Source organism: Pseudomonas sp. C321, from assembly GCF_055407105.1.
In genome coordinates this window covers 23,143-41,582 of record NZ_JBUZRB010000011.1, presented here as the reverse complement: position 1 = coordinate 41,582, position 18,440 = coordinate 23,143, and the positions used below count along the sequence as shown (strand labels likewise).

At 59.1% G+C, this 18,440-nt stretch carries 15 protein-coding genes and 2 pseudogenes; 10 read left to right on the top strand and 7 right to left on the bottom strand.

The features are described from left to right. Window positions 1–5 precede the first annotated feature (5 nt). On the bottom strand, window positions 6–2,021 hold the full coding sequence (gene uvrB, locus ACZRJ6_RS23660) for an excinuclease ABC subunit UvrB (RefSeq protein WP_133102970.1): 2,016 nt from the start codon (window positions 2,019–2,021) through the stop codon (window positions 6–8). 348 nt (window positions 2,022–2,369) lie between these two features. Here uvrB and ACZRJ6_RS23655 point away from each other — a divergent pair, with 348 nt between their 5' ends. Both ACZRJ6_RS23655 and ACZRJ6_RS23650 read left to right on the top strand, forming a co-directional pair. After that, a complete protein-coding gene (locus ACZRJ6_RS23655; protein WP_463970423.1) occupies window positions 2,370–3,566 on the top strand; it encodes an amino acid aminotransferase in 1,197 nt (398 codons plus the stop codon). A 154-nt stretch (window positions 3,567–3,720) separates the two neighbouring features. Further along, window positions 3,721–3,930, top strand: coding sequence for a hypothetical protein (locus tag ACZRJ6_RS23650; RefSeq protein ID WP_463970424.1), 210 nt, complete (start codon window positions 3,721–3,723; stop codon window positions 3,928–3,930). A gap of 49 nt (window positions 3,931–3,979) precedes the next feature. On the opposite strand, the gene ptrR is transcribed toward ACZRJ6_RS23650, so the two are convergent. Further along, window positions 3,980–4,852 carry a putrescine utilization regulator PtrR gene (gene ptrR, locus ACZRJ6_RS23645; protein WP_463970425.1) on the bottom strand — a complete coding sequence of 291 codons (873 nt, stop codon included), beginning with the start codon at window positions 4,850–4,852 and terminating at the stop codon, window positions 3,980–3,982. Window positions 4,853–4,956: 104 nt separating this feature from the next. On the opposite strand from ptrR, the gene ACZRJ6_RS23640 reads away from it, so the two are divergent. Further along, window positions 4,957–6,348 (top strand): aldehyde dehydrogenase family protein, encoded by a 1,392-nt coding sequence (locus tag ACZRJ6_RS23640; protein WP_463970426.1) that lies wholly within the window; start codon window positions 4,957–4,959, stop codon window positions 6,346–6,348. Between the two features lie 18 nt (window positions 6,349–6,366). Continuing rightward, window positions 6,367–6,489, top strand: a pseudogene (locus ACZRJ6_RS23635) (DUF6124 family protein); the annotation flags it as partial. A gap of 23 nt (window positions 6,490–6,512) precedes the next feature. Here the strand turns inward: ACZRJ6_RS23635 and ACZRJ6_RS23630 are convergent. After that, window positions 6,513–6,746 (bottom strand): hypothetical protein, encoded by a 234-nt coding sequence (locus ACZRJ6_RS23630; RefSeq protein WP_133102975.1) that lies wholly within the window; start codon window positions 6,744–6,746, stop codon window positions 6,513–6,515. A gap of 331 nt (window positions 6,747–7,077) precedes the next feature. Between ACZRJ6_RS23630 and ACZRJ6_RS23625 the strand changes: the two genes are divergently transcribed. From ACZRJ6_RS23625 to ACZRJ6_RS23615, 3 genes and pseudogenes are all read left to right on the top strand, one after another. After that, complete coding sequence (locus ACZRJ6_RS23625) at window positions 7,078–7,374, top strand: ArsR/SmtB family transcription factor (protein ID WP_072405141.1); 297 nt, start codon at window positions 7,078–7,080, stop codon at window positions 7,372–7,374. A 55-nt stretch (window positions 7,375–7,429) separates the two neighbouring features. Then, on the top strand, window positions 7,430–8,440 hold the full coding sequence (locus ACZRJ6_RS23620; RefSeq protein WP_463970427.1) for a zinc-dependent alcohol dehydrogenase family protein: 1,011 nt from the start codon (window positions 7,430–7,432) through the stop codon (window positions 8,438–8,440). Beyond that, window positions 8,441–8,593: pseudogene (locus ACZRJ6_RS23615) on the top strand (transposase domain-containing protein); the annotation flags it as partial. It lies immediately after the preceding gene. 35 nt (window positions 8,594–8,628) lie between these two features. On the opposite strand, the gene ACZRJ6_RS23610 reads toward ACZRJ6_RS23615, so the two are convergent. Then, window positions 8,629–9,324, bottom strand: a complete 696-nt coding sequence (locus ACZRJ6_RS23610) for a tRNA (adenine(22)-N(1))-methyltransferase (RefSeq protein WP_463970428.1) — start codon at window positions 9,322–9,324, stop codon at window positions 8,629–8,631. Between the two features lie 612 nt (window positions 9,325–9,936). Beyond that, on the bottom strand, window positions 9,937–10,254 hold the full coding sequence (locus ACZRJ6_RS23605) for a hypothetical protein (RefSeq protein WP_463970429.1): 318 nt from the start codon (window positions 10,252–10,254) through the stop codon (window positions 9,937–9,939). A gap of 518 nt (window positions 10,255–10,772) precedes the next feature. Between ACZRJ6_RS23605 and ACZRJ6_RS23600 the strand changes: the two genes are divergently transcribed. Further along, on the top strand, window positions 10,773–12,113 hold the full coding sequence (locus tag ACZRJ6_RS23600) for an MFS transporter (protein WP_463970430.1): 1,341 nt from the start codon (window positions 10,773–10,775) through the stop codon (window positions 12,111–12,113). A gap of 19 nt (window positions 12,114–12,132) precedes the next feature. Here the strand turns inward: ACZRJ6_RS23600 and ACZRJ6_RS23595 are convergent, their stop codons facing one another. Further along, window positions 12,133–14,190: a methyl-accepting chemotaxis protein gene (locus tag ACZRJ6_RS23595; protein ID WP_463970431.1), complete on the bottom strand. Its 2,058-nt coding sequence runs from the start codon at window positions 14,188–14,190 to the stop codon at window positions 12,133–12,135. 230 nt (window positions 14,191–14,420) lie between these two features. Further along, window positions 14,421–15,644, bottom strand: a complete 1,224-nt coding sequence (locus ACZRJ6_RS23590) for an MFS transporter (RefSeq protein WP_463970432.1) — start codon at window positions 15,642–15,644, stop codon at window positions 14,421–14,423. A 137-nt stretch (window positions 15,645–15,781) separates the two neighbouring features. Between ACZRJ6_RS23590 and ACZRJ6_RS23585 the strand changes: the two genes are divergently transcribed. Then, window positions 15,782–16,390, top strand: coding sequence for a TetR/AcrR family transcriptional regulator (locus ACZRJ6_RS23585; RefSeq protein WP_463970433.1), 609 nt, complete (start codon window positions 15,782–15,784; stop codon window positions 16,388–16,390). A gap of 112 nt (window positions 16,391–16,502) precedes the next feature. Next, window positions 16,503–18,365 carry a DUF3857 domain-containing transglutaminase family protein gene (locus ACZRJ6_RS23580; protein WP_463970434.1) on the top strand — a complete coding sequence of 621 codons (1,863 nt, stop codon included), beginning with the start codon at window positions 16,503–16,505 and terminating at the stop codon, window positions 18,363–18,365. Window positions 18,366–18,440 lie beyond the last annotated feature (75 nt).

Genomic DNA, 18,440 nt, shown 5'->3' with positions numbered 1-18,440 from the left:
GCAAATCAGACAGTCAACAAGCGCTCGCGCAACTTGCCAATCTCATCGCGCATCTGCGCCGCCGCTTCGAATTCCAGATCGCGGGCCAACTGGTACATCTTCTCTTCCAGCTGACGAATACGCTTGGTGATTTCACTCGGCGAACGCAGTTGGGCTTCGTACTTGGCGTTTTCCTCGGCGGCCTTGGCCATGCCCTTGCGCTTCTTGCTGCGCGAACCCGGCACGGTGGCGCCTTCCATGATGTCAGCGACATCCTTAAATACGCCTTTAGGGGTGATGCCATTGGCCAGGTTGAAGGCGATTTGCTTCTCACGTCGACGATCGGTCTCGCCTATGGCCCGCTCCATGGAGCCGGTGATCCGATCTGCGTAGAGAATTGCGCGACCGTTAAGGTTACGGGCCGCCCGCCCGATGGTCTGGATCAGCGAACGCTCGGAGCGCAGGAAGCCTTCCTTGTCGGCATCGAGAATCGCCACCAGGGACACTTCCGGCATGTCCAGGCCTTCGCGCAGCAGGTTGATCCCCACCAGCACATCGAACGTACCGAGGCGCAGGTCGCGGATGATCTCTACCCGCTCCACGGTGTCGATGTCCGAGTGCAGATAGCGCACCCGCACGCCGTGGTCGGCCAGGTAATCGGTCAAGTCTTCGGACATGCGCTTGGTCAGCGTGGTGACCAGCACCCGCTCTTCCAGGGCCACGCGTTTGCCGATCTCCGAGAGCAGGTCGTCGACCTGGGTCAGCGCCGGGCGGATTTCGATTTGCGGGTCCACCAGGCCGGTCGGCCGTACCAGTTGTTCGATCACCCGACCGGCATGCTCGGCTTCGTAGTTGCCGGGCGTGGCCGAGACAAAGATGGTCTGCGGGCTGATGCTTTCCCACTCGTCAAAGCGCATGGGCCGGTTGTCCAGCGCCGATGGCAGGCGGAAGCCGTATTCCACCAGGGTCTCCTTACGGGAACGGTCGCCTTTGTACATCGCGCCGACTTGCGGAACGCTGACGTGGGATTCGTCGATCACCAGCAAAGCGTCCGCCGGCAAGTAATCGTAGAGAGTCGGCGGTGGCGATCCGGATTCACGGCCCGACAGGTAGCGCGAGTAGTTTTCAATGCCGTTGCAGTAGCCCAGCTCGAGGATCATCTCCAGGTCGAAACGGGTGCGCTGCTCCAGACGCTGGGCTTCCACCAGTTTGTTGTTGGAACGCAGGTATTCCAGGCGCTCGGCCAACTCGACCTTGATGCCCTCGACAGCACCCAAAAGGGTTTCTCGCGGCGTAACGTAGTGGCTTTTAGGATAGAAGGTGAAACGCGGCAGTTTGCGGATCACTTCACCGGTCAACGGGTCGAAGGCCGACAGGCTTTCTACCTCGTCATCAAACAGTTCGATGCGGATCGCTTCCAGGTCGGATTCCGCCGGGTAGATATCAATCACATCGCCACGCACGCGGAAGGTGGCGCGGGCAAAATCCATGTCGTTGCGGGTGTATTGCAGGTCCGTCAGGCGGCGAAGCAAGGCGCGCTGGTCGAGTTTGTCGCCGCGATCAACGTGCAACACCATCTTCAAATAGGTTTCCGGACTGCCCAGCCCGTAGATGCAGGACACGGTGGTGACGATGATCGCGTCCTTGCGCTCCAGCAAGGCCTTGGTCGCCGACAGTCGCATCTGTTCGATGTGGTCGTTGATCGAGGCGTCCTTCTCGATAAAGGTGTCGGAGGACGGCACATAGGCTTCCGGCTGGTAGTAGTCGTAGTAGGAAACGAAGTACTCCACCGCGTTGTTCGGGAAGAACGCCTTGAACTCACCGTACAACTGCGCGGCCAGGGTCTTGTTCGGCGCCAGCACCAGGGTCGGGCGATTGATCTGCGCGATCACGTTGGCGATGCTGAAGGTCTTGCCCGAGCCAGTCACCCCAAGCAGCGTCTGGTGGGCCAGGCCAGCTTCGATACCTTCGACCATCAGACGGATGGCTTCCGGTTGATCGCCGGCGGGCTCAAAGCGGGTGACTAGCTGGAAATCCGACATACGCTACCTCTGAAGTCACCCCGGCACGGTGGAACTGGCAAGGACGAAAAAAACAACATGCAACGAAGGCTGCAAAAGCGCCCGCCGTAGGAAAAAACCATGATAACTGTAGAAGTGGAGGCAAATGTGACGGGTTTCAAGGCAATCGTCCTGCATGCGGTTTGCCATCACTGTTGCAATAAGACTAACGGTCAGTAAATAAACCGAAAAACTTACCCGAAAAACCGTTTCGGCTGTCGCCGCGAGCAGTGATGGCCTCTATACTAGCTCCCCGTTTGTGCACCGCTCTAGTGCATTCGGCTGGAGCGCGACACGTCCCTCCTTTCCCCATTCAGAGCCCCCGCAAAAATGAGCCTGTTCTCCGCTGTCGAAATGGCACCACGCGATCCTATCCTGGGCCTCAACGAAGCATTTAACGCCGATACACGAACCACCAAGGTCAACCTTGGCGTGGGCGTTTACTGCAACGAGGAGGGGAAGATTCCACTCTTGCGTGCCGTTGCCGAAGCGGAGGCCGTTCGCGTGGCGCAACACGCGGCCCGCGGCTACTTGCCGATCGATGGCATCGCCGCCTACGACCAGGCCGTGCAAACGCTGCTGCTGGGTAACGATTCGCCGCTGATCAGCGCCGGCCGTGTCATCACCGCCCAGGCTGTCGGCGGTACCGGCGCCCTGAAAATCGGCGCGGACTTCCTCAAGCAATTGCTGCCCAACGCTGTCGTCGCCATCAGCGACCCAAGCTGGGAAAACCACCGCGCGCTGTTCGAAGGTGCTGGCTTCGCGGTGCAGAACTATCGCTACTACGATGCTGCCACCCACGACGTGAACCGTGCAGGTCTCCTGGAAGATCTCAACGCACTGCCGGCGCAGTCCATCGTTGTGTTGCACGCCTGCTGCCATAACCCGACCGGCGTCGACTTGAGCCCGGCCGACTGGCAGAACGTGCTGGACGTGGTCAAGGCGAAGAACCTGGTGCCATTCCTCGATATGGCCTACCAGGGCTTTGGCGATGGCATCGAAGAAGACGCCGCCGCCGTGCGCCTGTTCGCCGAATCGGGCCTGACCTTCTTTGTCTCCAGTTCGTTCTCCAAGTCGTTCTCGTTGTACGGCGAGCGCGTTGGCGCCCTGTCCATCGTTACCGAGTCAAAAGAAGAAAGCGCGCGCATCCTGTCCCAGGTCAAACGCGTGATCCGCACCAACTACTCCAACCCGCCGACCCACGGCGCAGCGATTGTCGCAGCCGTGCTGAACAGCCCTGAACTGCGCGCCCAATGGGAAGCGGAACTGGCCGAGATGCGCCTACGCATTCGCGGCATGCGGGTGCAGATGGTCGAGCAGTTGGCCAAGGCTGCACCGGGCCACGACTTCAGCTTCGTCGGGCGCCAACGTGGGATGTTCTCCTACTCAGGCCTGACCGTTGAACAAGTCACTCGCCTGCGCAACGAATTCGGCATCTATGCCCTGGACACCGGTCGCATCTGCGTGGCTGCGTTGAACCAGGCGAACATTGGTGCTGTGACCAAGGCTATCGTTCAGGTGCTGTAACCTGCCTGCGATGTAAAAAAGGGGAAGCCAGTGGCTTCCCCTTTTAGTTTGTAAACACCGACCCTGTGGTGAGTAAGCAGCCTTAAAAATTCGCTGTTTTCTACGCGTCGCCCCTAGACTGGTAGCAACTCACTCCCTTTTCCTTGAGTACCCTATGAAAAACGATGACATGGACCTGCGTGCCGACCGTGACGAACTGGATCACTTCACCCCTCGCCCGCAACACGCCAAGCGCCAGAAAAGCCTGGTCCTGCAAGTGGCCCTCGGCGTATTCCTCGGCGGCTTGGCCTTGTGGCTTGTGCAACTGGCCACTACTTCGCTGATGGCCAAGCTGGCCATGGGCACCCTGCAATTTGGTGGCTGATCTGAGGACGGTGGCGTGGCCAACGTAGCCTCGCTGGGGCTCGACAACGCTACGGTAACGCCACTGCACGCTCTTCCAGCAGGCGCACAAAACTGTTCAAGCTTTGCGACACCGTGCCCCGGCGCCAGATCAGCCAGGTGTTCAACAGGCGGAACTCGTCTGCCAGCGGCCACACGCTCACCGTCTTAAAGCCCGGCATGCTTTCCAGCATGCTGCGGGGCATCAACGCCAGCCCGGCACCGGCGCTGACGCAGGCGAGCATGCCGTGATAGGACTCCATTTCGAAGATCTTGCCGGGCACCGAGGCGTCCTGGGAGAACCAGCGTTCAAAGTGGTGCCGGTAGGAACAGTTGGAGCGAAAGGTATAGATGCTCTCGCCGTTAACGTCCTGGCCCCGAGTGATCGGCGCATGGTTCAACGGAGCGATCACCACCATCTCCTCCTCGAACACTGCCACGCCTTCCAGGGTCGGGTGCAGCACCGGGCCGTCGACAAAGGCGGCGACGAGCCGGCCTGACAGCACGCCATCGATCATCGTCCCGGAAGGCCCGGTGGTCAGGTCCAGCTCCACCTTGGCGTGTTTCTGGTTATACGCCGCCAATACCGCCGGAATGCGCACAGCGGCGGTGCTTTCCAGCGAGCCCAGCGCAAACGGCCCCTGGGGCTCCTCCCCGGCGACGGTCATGCGGGCTTCCTGCACCAGGTCGAGAATGCGCCGGGCATAACCGAGGAAACTCCACCCGGCAGGCGACAGACGCAGGCGGCTCTTCTCACGGATAAACAGATCCACTCCCAAGTCCTGCTCCAGTTGCTTGATCCGGGTGGTCAGGTTCGACGGCACCCGATGAATCAACTGCGCGGCGGCGCTGATGCTGCCTTGCTCGGCAACGGCTTTGAAAATTTCCAGCTGGACAAGATCCAAGTCATTCTCCAAACGTGAATGTATTGCTTAATATTATTCAGTTCCCGGAAAAGATACAGCCCCGTACGCTGGCCTCCTTCTCATTCACTGCGCAGGACGGTGCCATGAACGCTATTTCTCACCAGACCCATGCCTTGTCGATCAACCCCGCCAACGGCGAAACCGTCGGCCAGTACCCGTTTGAATCCGAGTCGCAGCTGGACGCCGCCCTCACCCGCGCCAACAGCGCCTTCCGCAGCTGGCGCCGCACACCTGTCGGGCAGCGCGCCGAACTGCTGCTGGCCCTGGCCACCATCCTGCGCGACCAAGCCGAAGCCATGGCGCAGATGATCACCCTGGAAATGGGCAAACCCATCGCCCAGGCCCGTGGCGAAATCGAAAAGTGCGCGCAACTGGCCGAATGGTACGCCGCCCACGGCCCGGCCATGCTCGCCCCGGAGCCGACCCTGGTGGACAACGGCCAGGCCCATATCGAATACCGCCCGCTGGGACCGATCCTCGCCGTGATGCCGTGGAACTTCCCGGTGTGGCAAGTGCTGCGCGGCGCCGTGCCGACCCTGCTCAGCGGCAACACCTATGTGCTCAAGCACGCGCCCAACGTGATGGGCAGCGCATACTTGATGAAAGAAGCGTTCCAGCGTGCGGGCTTCGCCGACGGCCTGTTCGAAGTGATCAACGTCAGCCCGGACGGCGTGTCCAAGGCCATTGCTGACCCGCGCATCGCCGCCGTCACCCTGACCGGCAGCGTGCGCGCCGGTATGGCGATCGGTTCCCAGGCCGGTGCGGCCTTGAAAAAATGCGTGCTGGAACTGGGCGGCTCCGATCCATTTATCGTGCTCAACGACGCCAACCTCGACGAAGCCGTGCAAGCCGCCGTGATCGGCCGCTTCCAGAACAGCGGCCAAGTCTGCGCCGCCGCCAAGCGCCTGATCATCGAAGAAGGCGTGGTAGACGCTTTCACCACCAAATTCCTCGAAGCCAGCCGCAACCTAGTGGTGGGCGACCCATCCGCCATCGACACCTACATCGGCCCGATGGCGCGCTTCGACCTGCGCGATGAACTAGACGGGCAAGTCCAGGCCACCCTGGCAGAAGGCGCCACCCTCCTGCTGGGCGGTAACAAGGTCAAAGGCCCGGGCAACTTCTACGCGCCTACGGTACTGGCGAACGTCACCGACCAAATGACCTCGTTCAAACAGGAACTGTTCGGCCCCGTGGCCTCCATCATCACCGCCCGCGATGCCGAACACGCCGTGGCCCTGGCCAACGACAGCGAATTCGGCCTGACCGCCAGCGTGTTCACCACCGACCCGGAAAAAGCCCGCAACATTGCCAACGAACTGGAGACCGGCGGCATCTTTATCAATGCCTACAGCGTGTCCGACCCTCGGGTATCGTTTGGGGGTGTAAAGAAGAGTGGATTTGGGCGGGAGTTGTCGCACTTTGGTGTAAGGGAGTTCTGCAATGCGCAGACGGTGTGGTTGAATCGGCGTTAAGTCGAGCCAAGCAATGAGAGCACCTTGCTCCTCGACCTGTCCGGCAAACACCGCGACGTAGCACTGGCCATTCACCAACTGAGCGAGTTGGGCGTGCTGCTGATGGGCAAACTGATGGACCGCGAAACACCCTGTAGCTAAAGCCCAGCGCGGCCCTAATGAAACTAGCCCTTCAACTCACTCAACCGATGGCTCGCCGCGTCGTCATAAGCCACATACAACGACTCGGCGACCTGGCTTTTAATCGCCTTGGCGCTTTCCAGACCTAACACAAACCCTTCGGCCTTGCCGCCAGCGCGGTTCAGGTCTTCTTTCGTGTCAGCGCCAGTGATGGCGTCGAGCAGTTTGGCGGCGTGCGGGCCTACGCCCTTGGGCAGGCTGATCTGGTCGATGCTCATTGGGTTACCTCTACCGAGGTGAACGACGAGGTGTTGCGGGTTAGCGAGGTCATTGGCATACCTTGTAGGCTTGAGGCCGATAGCGCGTGAAACCACTGCCGGGGTGGCATGGTAGACCTGTATGGGAATAAAAGGGCTGCTTTCGGCTAGAAGCGGACGTTCAAGCATAGACCGGGGATGTCTACCAGAGCGGGGTAGTCCAAGCAGTCATTCAAGGCGCCTACAAAAGTAGGGTCGATTCAGCTGGATGCGTTTTTTTGATTTCAAACCCTTGCGAAGGGCAATAGATTACTTATTGAACATTTCGGAAAAAAGCGTAACATTGCCGACCATGATACTCGAACAGCTCAAAGCCCTGGGCAATGACACTCGCATGCAAATGATGGAGTGGCTCAAAGACCCACTCAGTAATTTCCCACCTCAGGATCATGGCGATCCTGCGATAGGAGTGTGCGTAACCCATTTGCAGCACAAGGCTGGGCTTTCACCTTCTACCGCGTCTGCACATTTAGCTATCTTGCAACGTGCAGGCTTCGTGCTAACCACCCGCATCGGAAAGTGGACTTACTACCGGCGCAATGAGCAGGCGATTGATGACTTTGCGGCTAGGTTGATCATCGAATTGTAATTTTTAAACATTCATTTCGTTATTTCGCGTAATTAGAAAACATAAGGAAACCCCTATGAGCAGCAAAACTATCTTCGTCCAACCCGGTGGCGGCTATGAAAAGGTTGTGGTTGGCAGCAGCGAAGTCCAAGCCGCAGCGCGTGGCGAAATCACCGTACGCCTTCACGCCAACTCGCTCAACTACCACGACTTCGCGGTGGTCAGCGGTATGTGGGGCCCTAGCGAAAAACGCATCCCCATGGCCGATGGTGCAGGTGAAGTCATTGCTGTCGGCCCAGATGTCACTGAATTCAAGGTGGGTGACTCGGTCGTCAGCACCTTCTTCCCGGAGTGGATCAACGGTGCGCCACTGGTTGAAGGCTTTGTTAGCGTGCCAGGTGATGGCATTGACGGCTACGCTCGTGAGCAAGTGACGGCCAAAGCCACATCGTTCACCCTCGCGCCTACTGGCTACAGCCATGCCGAAGCGTCGACGCTTACCACCGCCGGCCTTACTGCATGGCGCGCCCTGATGGCCGATGACTCACTCAAGCCGGGCGACACCGTGCTCGTCCAAGGCACTGGTGGCGTTTCAATTTTCGCCCTGCAGTTCGCTAAAATGGCCGGTGCTACCGTCATTGCTACTTCTTCAAGCGACGAAAAACTTGAACGTCTGAAAGCGCTAGGCGCTGATCATGTGATCAATTACCGCAAAGACCTTAACTGGGGCGAAACTGCACGCGCTCTAACGGGTGGCCGTGGTGTTGACCACATCATCGAAGTCGGCGGCCCTGCGACGCTTGAGCAATCGATGATTGCAATTCGGGTTGCTGGTCACATCTCCGTCATCGGGATATTGAGTGGCGTAAGCGGTGCAATGAATTTTGTACCGGCACTGATCAAGCAAGTGCGTCTGCAGGGTGTGTTGGTGGGTAGCCGCAGCCAGCAGCAAGACATGATCCGAGCCATCAATGCCAATGGCATGCGCCCGATTATTGATCGTCATTTCCCTTTGAGCGAGATTGTCGAAGCGTTCAAGTATCAGGAAACCAACCAGCATTTCGGCAAAATTTGCCTGGATATCTAAGCACGCATGAATGGGCATGATCCGTATGCCTATCTCAAGGATGTGCTGACACGGCCGCCGACGCAGCGGACGAGAGAGATTGGCCCATTGCTGCCTGTCGCAACAGGTAGCAATCGGCCAAAAGCTGTCATTCAGATGTATCTACGAAGTTGAGAGCGATTCATATTGGCCCTTGCTTTGTCTTAGGCTCAACCCAGCAGCTCGGTGATCCACTGGGCCTGTCGGGCGATGTCTTGCACTTTCTCCTCGGGCACGGCCTGCCGCGCATGGGCGAAGTTAGTCAGGGTCTGCTGCTTGTGGCGCAAGATGCGCTGCCACTTGACCAGGAACGCCGGGCTTCGGGCCTGCATCTGTAGCGGGCCGAAGTACAGCTGCTCGGCGGTGTACGCCACCGGCCCGGTGCGCTCGGCGACAATGATTTCGTAGTAGAAGCGGTTTTCCTGCAGCAGTTCCTCGAAGAGGATGCGGTAGCCATTCTCCATCAGCCATTGGCGCAGTGGCTGCTCGCCGCCGTTGGGCTGCAGGATCAGCCGTTCCTGGCCGCTCAGGCGCGCCCTGCCGCTGTCGAGGATGTCGCGGATCGTCTCACCGCCCATGCCGCAGATGCTGATCGCCGTGATCCCGTCTTCCGGCTCGATCGCTGCAAGGCCATTGGCCAGGCGCACGGTGACCCGCAGGTCTTGGCCGTTCTCGCGCACGGTGCGTTCGGCCGAGCGGAACGGCGTTAATGCCACCTCGCCGGCCACCGCCGCCACGATGGCGCCACGGCGCATCAACGCCACCGGCAGGTAGCCGTGATCCGAGCCGATATCGGCCAGGCGCGCACCTGCTGGCACATGCGCTGCCACGCGCTCCAGGCGCATGGACAATGTCTGTTCGTTCAACTGCAGTTCCTTTTCACCACGAATGTGCGACACCGTTGGCATGAGTGCGAGCGACGCATAATGGTTGGTGAGGGAGGCCGGGTAAAGCGCCGGCAGAGTTGCATCGTCTGCAGCGGGCAGCGTCGCGCAAACTGATCAGGTCAACTCAAATACTTCGCTCGGAGCAGGCATCAATCTGGCCGCAGACACTGGAGGATTATGTTGAACTGTTCCTCCAGCGTTACCCATCGATGAGGCCCCGGATTTATTTTTTCTTCTCCCAGGCCAGAAGCCCATGCGCTGGGCGCGAGGATTTTTCGACTCAACTGCGTAGCTTTTTGGATTGGATGGTTTCAGAGCAGATTTAGAAAGGGTGCCAGCCAGGTTCAGGCATTGGGAACGGCTGCTTTCGGCCAAAAGCGGTCACTCGGCGCGTCTTCGAAACTAGGGCTACTCGGGTGCCGCTGAAAACATAAAACTGTACGCCCGAATCCTCCCATCCGCCTGTGGAACTCCCACAAAAATGATGTCAATTTGATTGTAAACTGCATTAGCAAGATCATTTTGGATCAGTCAGCGTCAGGCTATTTCCTGACACACATGGAGAGAGTGATGAGAGTTATCATTGCGTTGTTATTGATCTTGAGTACCTACGCTCATGCCGGTTGCGGCAACATCGGCGACAGCGATCAACGCGCGTATTGCGAGGCCAAAACCAATGGCCAAAGCTGCGGCAACATCCACGACAACGACCTTCGGGCCAGTTGCTCGGCGGAAATGAACGGTCAAAGTTGCGGCAACATCAGTGACAACGATCAACGTGCTTTCTGCAATGCCAAAGTCAATGGCCAAAGCTGCGGCAACATTCAAGATAGCAATTTGCGTAACAAGTGTGATGCCATAAAGCGTTGATCTACGAATCACGCGGGACCAGCTGTTCTTGATCGACACTGGCCCCGCGAACTTGAGCTCCTCAGTTGTTGTAGCGCCTGCCGATCCCTTATCCTCGTGGCCACCTCTGCCAGAGTCGATATCGAAGTTTACGTGACCCTCCCCACCTGATTCGCCCTGAATACGGGGCCCCGGTCCAAACAACCTATTGGCCGAATTCTGCCGCTGCTGACCGGCAGCTATGGGTCGGTAACGGCCCTTCAGCACCGACAGCCATAGGCCAGGTGCAGGCCATGCCTAAAGGTGCAAAGTAAACTACTCCATGGCGAAACTCTACGCATAAACGGAGTCTGCCCCCGACTCTTTGCAACGCTTTATCCCGCAAACCGCATTCCGACAATCCAATAAAAAATCATCCAACCCCACCTCGCAATCAACGCCCCACCACCTGGCCCGAATCCTGCCTGTTTCACCCGCATCAAGTCGGTACTGACTACGCGGATGACACTTTTGAACCCCGCCGCCTCAGTCACTCCCTCGATAATCGAACGCTTACTGACGAAACGCCGAGGCCCCCCATGACGAGCGCATCCACCGAACAGGTAAGCCCAAAAACCCTACGAAAAGTGATCGTAGCCGCCGGCATCGGCAATTTCGTCGAGTGGTTCGACTTCGCCGTCTATGGCTTTTTGGCCACGACCATCGCTCAGCAGTTTTTCCCCAGCGGCGATGCCAGTGCTGCGCTGCTCAAGACCTTTGCGGTATTCGCCGTGGCCTTTGCGTTTCGGCCTCTTGGAGGGATTTTCTTCGGCATGCTGGGGGACCGGATCGGCCGCAAGCGAACGCTGGCGATGACGATTTTGTTGATGGCCGGTGCGACGACCTTGATCGGCCTGCTGCCTACGTATGCCGCGATCGGGGTCATGGCGCCGATTCTTCTTTCGCTGATTCGTTGCGCCCAGGGTTTTTCCGCTGGGGGAGAATACGCCGGTGCCTGTGCCTATCTGATGGAGCATGCACCGAGTGATAAACGCGCCTGGTACGGCAGTTTTATTCCGGTGTCGACGTTTTCCGCCTTCGCTGCGGCCGCGGTGGTGGCCTACGCACTTGAAGCGTCGTTATCGGCCGAAGCGATGGGTAGCTGGGGCTGGCGCCTGCCGTTCCTGATTGCTGCGCCGCTGGGCCTGGTGGGTCTTTACCTGCGCTGGAAGCTGGATGAGACACCGGCTTTCCAGGCGGTGACTCAGGAAGATGCAGTCGCACACTCCCCGCTCAAGGAAACCTTGCGCAACCATGGTGCGGCGATCTGCTGCCTGGGCGCTTTTGTGTCGCTCACGGCGCTGTCGTTTTATATGTTCACCACCTACTTCGCGACTTACCTGCAAGTCGCGGGGGGCTTGAGTCGCGCAACGGCGTTGCTGGTGTCGCTGATTGCCTTGCTATTCGCGGCGGCGATCTGCCCGCTGGCCGGGCTGTATTCGGATCGGGTCGGACGTCGAATAACAGTGATGACGGCGTGCGCGCTGTTGATTGTGGTGGTGTTTCCCTCGTTCCTGATGGCCAGTTCTGGCTCGTTCGCAGCGTCCATTGTCGGTGTGATGCTCCTGGCGATTGGCGCGGTATTGTGTGGCGTGGTCACGGCGGCCTTGCTCTCGGAAACCTTCCCGACCCGTACGCGATACACCGCGTCGGCGATCACCTACAACATGGCCTACACGATCTTCGGCGGCACCGCACCGCTGGTGGCGACGTGGTTGATCAGCACCACCGGCAGCAACCTGTCGCCGGCGTTTTATCTGATCGCGGTTGCATTGCTGGCGCTGGCGGGTGGTTTGGCATTGCCGGAGACTTCAAGGATTTCCCTGCATGATGTGGCGACACCGGAAAAGGGCACAGGCGTGGGTATGCCAGCAAGCTAAGGAAATGGAGCGCCTAACATTACCCCAGCCGAAACCGCGCCGTATTCTCACTCAACGCCCGACTTCCCTTACTCAACGTATCCGCCGCTTGATTCACCGCCCGCGCGCCCTCCAGCAAGCGCCCTGCCGCCTGATCAACCTGCTGAATATTCCCGCTCACCTCATCCGCCGTCGCGGCCTGTTCTTCAACCGCCACGGCGATCTGCGCCAATGTATCCGTGACGTTTTGCACCGCGCTGGCGATCTCACCCAGCCGATTGCCCAGCCCGGTTACGGATTCGGCATCGGTCATCGCCTGGTCGCAGGCGGCGCCCATCAGGCTGACCGCCTGGCTCACCGTCGCGCGCAAGCTGTCCACAGTGCTGGCGATCTGCGCCGTGGATGCCTGGGTGCGTTGTGACAGGCTTCGAACTTCATCGGCCACTACGGCAAAACCTCGGCCCTGCTCGCCCGCTCGTGCGGCCTCAATGGCGGCGTTAAGCGCCAGCAAGTTGGTCTGTTCGGCAATACCGCGAATGGTGTCGACCACCGATTGGATCTGCTGCCCCTGCTGGCTCACTTCCCCCAGTGCATTGGCGGTGTCGGTCAGGCGCTGGTTGAGTTGTTGAATACTAGCCGTGGTACGCAGGCTGTCACGGCTGCTGTCCTCGGCAATACGTCGGGTTTGCTGGGCGCTGCCTGCAGCCTGCTCGCAACTTTTGGCGACGCCCATGGACGTCGCCGCCAACTGCGTTGCGGCCGCTGCAATCTGGCTGATTTGCAGTTGCTGGTCTTCTACTTCAGTGAGCGTGCTGCCCGATTGCGCATTGAGCGTCAGCACCGCAGACCCCAACTGCTGCGTTTCGTGATTAACGCCCAGCAGACTGCTGCGCAACTGCACCACCGCGACGTTGAGCGCGGTGCTGATCGCGGCCAGTTCGTCACGGCCTTCAATCGTTACCTCGACACACAGGTTGCCGTCGCGCAGGGATTCAGCAAGGGTGGTGATACTGCTGGCGCTGCGCCGAATCGATGCCTGCAGGCACACGAACAGGTACAGGGCCGCCAACGCCAGAATGCTGAACGTCACCGCCACGGGGATGATTTGCTTGAACGAGAGGGCGCGGTAGTAGCTCAGGCGCGCATCAAGGGAGGTCAGCGACTGATTGCGCAGTGCGCCCAAAGTCCCGAGCATGCCGTCGACACTGCGCTCGAACCCGCTGGTATCGAGCTTAATCGTGCCGCCGAACACCCCGTCGTCCAGCACTTTCAGTTCGTTATCCAGCAGCTGCAAGCTGTTGTCGTACTGAGCGGTCCAGGTTTGTACCCCTGGGTACTGCTTGGCTTTAAGCGATGCAGCCGCCTTGACCAACTGATCCCGCGCATCGCCGATGCGACCGCGCAGGTCACGCATCTGCAAACGACTTTGCAAGGTGAACTGCCCCGAGGCGATGGACGACTGCCCGACGCTCGCCATGCGACCAATACGCTCAATCAGATCGGGCGCCTGCTGGGTGGCAATCTGCATCAGCAAGTAGGTTTCAAGCCAGGGATCGAGGATCAATCCGGAGTCCAGGGTGATCTGTTCACGCAGGTTTTGCATCGCCGTCAGCGCTGAAGTAAAGCGGTCGTAGCCATCCGGCCACCAGCCCACGGCACGCAAGGATTGGGTGTCCATGCCCTTGACCGACACCTGCAAAACCTCAAAGCGTGCCAGGGTGTCCGCACTGGCATTCTGTACTTTGAGCCCGTCGCCCAGCGCTTGCAGGCTCTGCAATATCACCGGGTTATTGGCATCGACCGCAGCCATCGCAGCCTTGGCCGCAGGTGTTGGCTCATGCAGGATGTCAGCCGCCTTCCAGCGCGCCGCGAGGTTGCGCTGCGTGGTCAGCTGGCCGTCCAATGCATCGAGCGCCAGCAATTGGCGCACCCCGGATTGCTCATTTGAAATCACTGTCAGCTTGCCGCGATAGTCCTGCCCGATCATCCATAGACTGCCCGCCAAGGGCAGCATGAAAAGAAAAAACAGTATCTGAAACTTGCGCGCAAATCCGAAACGTCCGAGCAGGCGGATGCCTGGCGACAAAATACCCTGCATGTCCGACTACTCCCCTGAACAACCCACACACTGCAGCCGTGGATGCAGCCTTGAAATGATTAGCGGCAAAATGCCATGTCATTGTTTAAGCTGGCTCAAGCAAGAAACGGACCGCAGCGGTCAGGCCCGGGGATAGGCAGGGTGTCACTCAATAATCTGCGCAGCACGCTCGAAAATGGGGCAAAAGCACTCAGTGCGCAGAACAAAACTGTAACCATTGGGCATGGTACTCAATGCCCGGCCACCGCTGATTTGCCGACTCCGCGCGGGCCCGATTTGAAACCATGGGAGCGGGCAGTCCACGTAATGACAAATGCCACTACCACCAAAAGCACCATCGCCCACGGAAACGAAACCACACCCCAGGTATCAAGCAATACCCCTCCCACCACGCCACTTCCCGCGATGGCGCTGTTCCAGGCCACCACGTTCAGCGACAGCGCGACGTCGGCACCGTCACCGGCAGCGTCGGCCAGAGCGGTTTGCAACAACGTCGCGGCACCGCCAAAGCTCAACCCCCACACCGCCATGCCGACGTAGATCACTGCCGGTACCTCGGCAAAGAAACCAAATGCCAGGGCCGTCGCGGCGAAAGTCGCGAGGCTGACCAGCACCGTCCTGCGCAGCAATGGCTCGACCAACCGAGCGGTGATCCAGATTCCCACCAGCGCCGCCACACCGAACACCAACAGCACCAGATCCACCCGCGCCAACAACCCCGCCGGCGCCACGAACGGCGCGATATAGGTATAGAGAATGTTGTGCGCCAGCATCCAGGCAATCACCACCGCCAGCACCGGCCGCACACCCGGTGTAGTGAGCACCTTGCGCAATGGCATCCGTTGGTGGGACGCCTGGCCGGGATAATCCGGGACCTTCACCAGCACCCAGACGATCAGTACCAAGGTCATCGCCGACATGATGCCAAAGGCCGTGCGCCAACCGACGAGACTGCCCAACCAGGTACCCAGCGGAACCCCCAGCGACAGCGCAATCGGCGTTCCGACCATGGCTAGCGCCAGCGCCCTGCCCTGTTGATGAGGCGCCACCATGCGCCGCGCGTAACCGGCCAACAGGCTCCAGGCCAGCCCCGCCGCCACTCCGGCAAAGAAGCGCGCCACCAGCGTCAGCCCGTAGTGGGACGACAGCGCGGTGATGGAGTTGAACAGCAGAAAACCAACGATGGTCAGCAACAGCACATTGCGCCGGCGCCAGCCCCGGGTGGCGATGGTCAGTGGAATCACCGCCAGCACCGAACCCAGCGCATAGGCCGTGACCATCTGCCCGGCCATGGACGGGGAAATCGCCAGGCCTTCGCTGATCTGCGGCAGCAAGCCGGCGGGCAGGGTTTCGGTAACGATGCAGATAAAGCCGGTCATCGCCAGGGCCAACAAGGCACCGACGGGCAAGCGATCCGGCACGGCATCGGCCGGCAGGGAAATTGAGGCAGTCACAGGGAGGCTCCTTGATTGAGGGCAGCTCAAAGAGCTACATAAATACTGATCGGTACAAATGCTGAAGGAGGCGAGCTGTCATTGTCAACGACTTCTGTATCGACTAGTATTTAAGTCATCACTCAGAGGATTTCGTCATGGCGCAGATGGGCCGCCCCCGCAACTTCGACCGCGATCAAGCGGTGGAACAAGCCTTGCACCTGTTCTGGGAGTACGGTTACGACGCTACGTCACTGAACCAGTTGAAGGCTGGCCTGGGCGGCGGGATTTCCGCGCCGAGTTTTTACGCGGCGTTCGGTTCAAAGGCGGATTTGTTCCAGGAATGCGTGCAGCGTTACCTGACCAGTTTTGCCCAGGTCACTGAGTGTTTGTGGGATGAAAACCTCGCGCCTCGTGAGGCTGTAGAGGCCGCCCTACGCCAATCCGCCCACATGCAGTGTGAAGACGGTCACCCCAAGGGTTGCATGGTGAGCCTGGGTGTCATGAGCGCCCCGGCCCCGGAAAGCCGCGAAGTGACCGCCGCCCTGACCCAGTCCCGCGAACGCACCCGCGCCGGAATCGTGAGCTGTGTCGAACGCGCCATCGCCAATGGCGAGTTGCCTGCACACACTAATGCGCAAGCCCTGGCCACGGTGTTCGACAGCTTCCTGCAAGGTATTTCCATCCAGGCACGGGATGGCATCGGCCATGATCTCATCGACACGGCCATCTCCCATATTATGTTGACTTGGGACCGTACTAGCTAATCGCCACTTGCAGTCGGTGTGCCCATACTGTCATTATTGAGAACTATTCACATCCGAAATATTGCGCTCACCCCCTGATGAGTGAGCGTCGCACGACTTAGAAAGGATCTCTATGCAAGGCTTTTACCTGTCCCCACTGCGCCTGTTGGGCGCACTGCTATTGGCTGCCTGTACGCTCAACACTGCGCAGGCCAGCACTGATGACACTGATCACTCTGTCACCTTCGAAAAAAACAATCAGTCTTACGTGGTGAACGCCGACGGCAGTTTTGTCCTCAACGTCGAATTGATCTCGCGGATCAACGAAGAGCGGGCAATCAAATACAGTGCCCAACACTCGCTGAGCTATAACCGCTCCCTGGAAACCCTGGAGGTGATCGAGGCCTTCACTCAGAAGCCCGATGGCCGCAAGGTTGCGGTGGGCGCCGAACAGATCAAGGAACAGCAGGAACTGGCCTCTTCACAGGCACCCATGTTCCAGGACTCACGAGTTAAGGTAGTGATCTTCCCTGAGGTGGCCGTAGGGGATCGATTGGTCTTGCGCTATCAACGCCAGCGCACCACGGCGCTGTTCCCTCAGCAGTTCGAAGACCTTTTTGTGCCGAACTTCTATCACGTCGAACAACTGAGTCTCAGCTACGACTTGCCTGCCGACAAGCCGCTGTACGTCGATGCCAAGGGCTTCAAGGCGACCACTGCGCCGGCTGTTGACGGACGCAAGGTCTATCGCTGGGACTACGTACCGCAGGAAAAGGCGCGTATAGAAAACGGCGCCGTTTCCTATGTCGATTATGGTCAGTACCTGGCCGTCTCGACCTTCGCCAGCTTCAAGGACTTTGCCCAGGCGTATGAGGCCAGAGCCAATGTCGAGGTGACTCCGGCCATCTCCGCACTGGCCAAAGAGCTCACCGCCAACCTCTCGTCACCGCGCAGCAAAGCCTTGGCGCTCAGCGATTGGGTACGCAAAAACGTTCGTTATGTGGCTGTCTATGTGGGCGCTGGCGGCGTAGTGCCTCATCCGGCCCAGGCCGTCTTGGATAACCGCTACGGTGACTGCAAGGATCACGTAGCACTCCTTGAAGCCCTGCTCAGTGCAGTGGCTATCGAAAGCTCTCCCGCCTTGATCAACTTGGGCAACAGCTACATCCTGCCGAAGGTGCCGACCCTGGGCCTGCTCAACCATGCGATTACTTATGTGCCGGCCCTTGACCTGTATCTGGACTCGACCGCTGCGCCCATTGCTGCTGGCTACCTGCCGATACCGGTGCTGGGCAAGCCTGTGCTGTTGACCCAATCCGGCGAACTGGCACAAACGCCGGCCACCCAGTTGGGTAAGGTAACCAACAACCTGCTGTACAAGGTCGAAGGCAGCGGCGCCGCCGACTTCACTCACGCCTCGACCGTGGAAGGCTGGGGCTCGGAATTCAATCGTTATGTGCTCAATTCAATGACGCCGGTTGATCGCGATTCGATGATCCAGCAAATCCTCAACCTGTACGGGCAAGCGGGCAAAGGTAAATTCGAAAGCGATTCGTTGCGTGAACAAGCCAGTCTCTTCAAAAACACGCTCAAAGGGCGCACTGACAACCTGGTCAACCTGCCAGGACCTACGGGCGTGCCGACTCTCAGTAGCCTGGCGGGAGGCATTGCACAAAACGTGTTTGCCTTCGCTTCCGAGCAAGAACGCACCCAGGGCTTCACCTGCATCTCCGGAGAAACCCAGGAACAGGCGCGCTTCGAGTTTCCAAAAGAGGTGACCATCCTCGCCGTGCCCAAGCCGGTATCACTGCAAAAAGCCAGCTTTGACTACAACTCGACCTATACCAAGCAAGGCAATGCCGTTGTGATTAACCGCAGCTTCAAGTTCGCCCATGCCGATGCTGTCTGCACTCCGCAGGACTTCAAGGCGATGAAACCAGTGATTGAAAGCATGGTTAACGACTTGAAAAGTCAGATCATCGTGCAGACCCTGTAAAACATCGTTAGACGGTGGAGTGAGACAAAGTCGCTAACTGCGGTTCGAGTCAGATGAACGCCGAGACTCACGTCC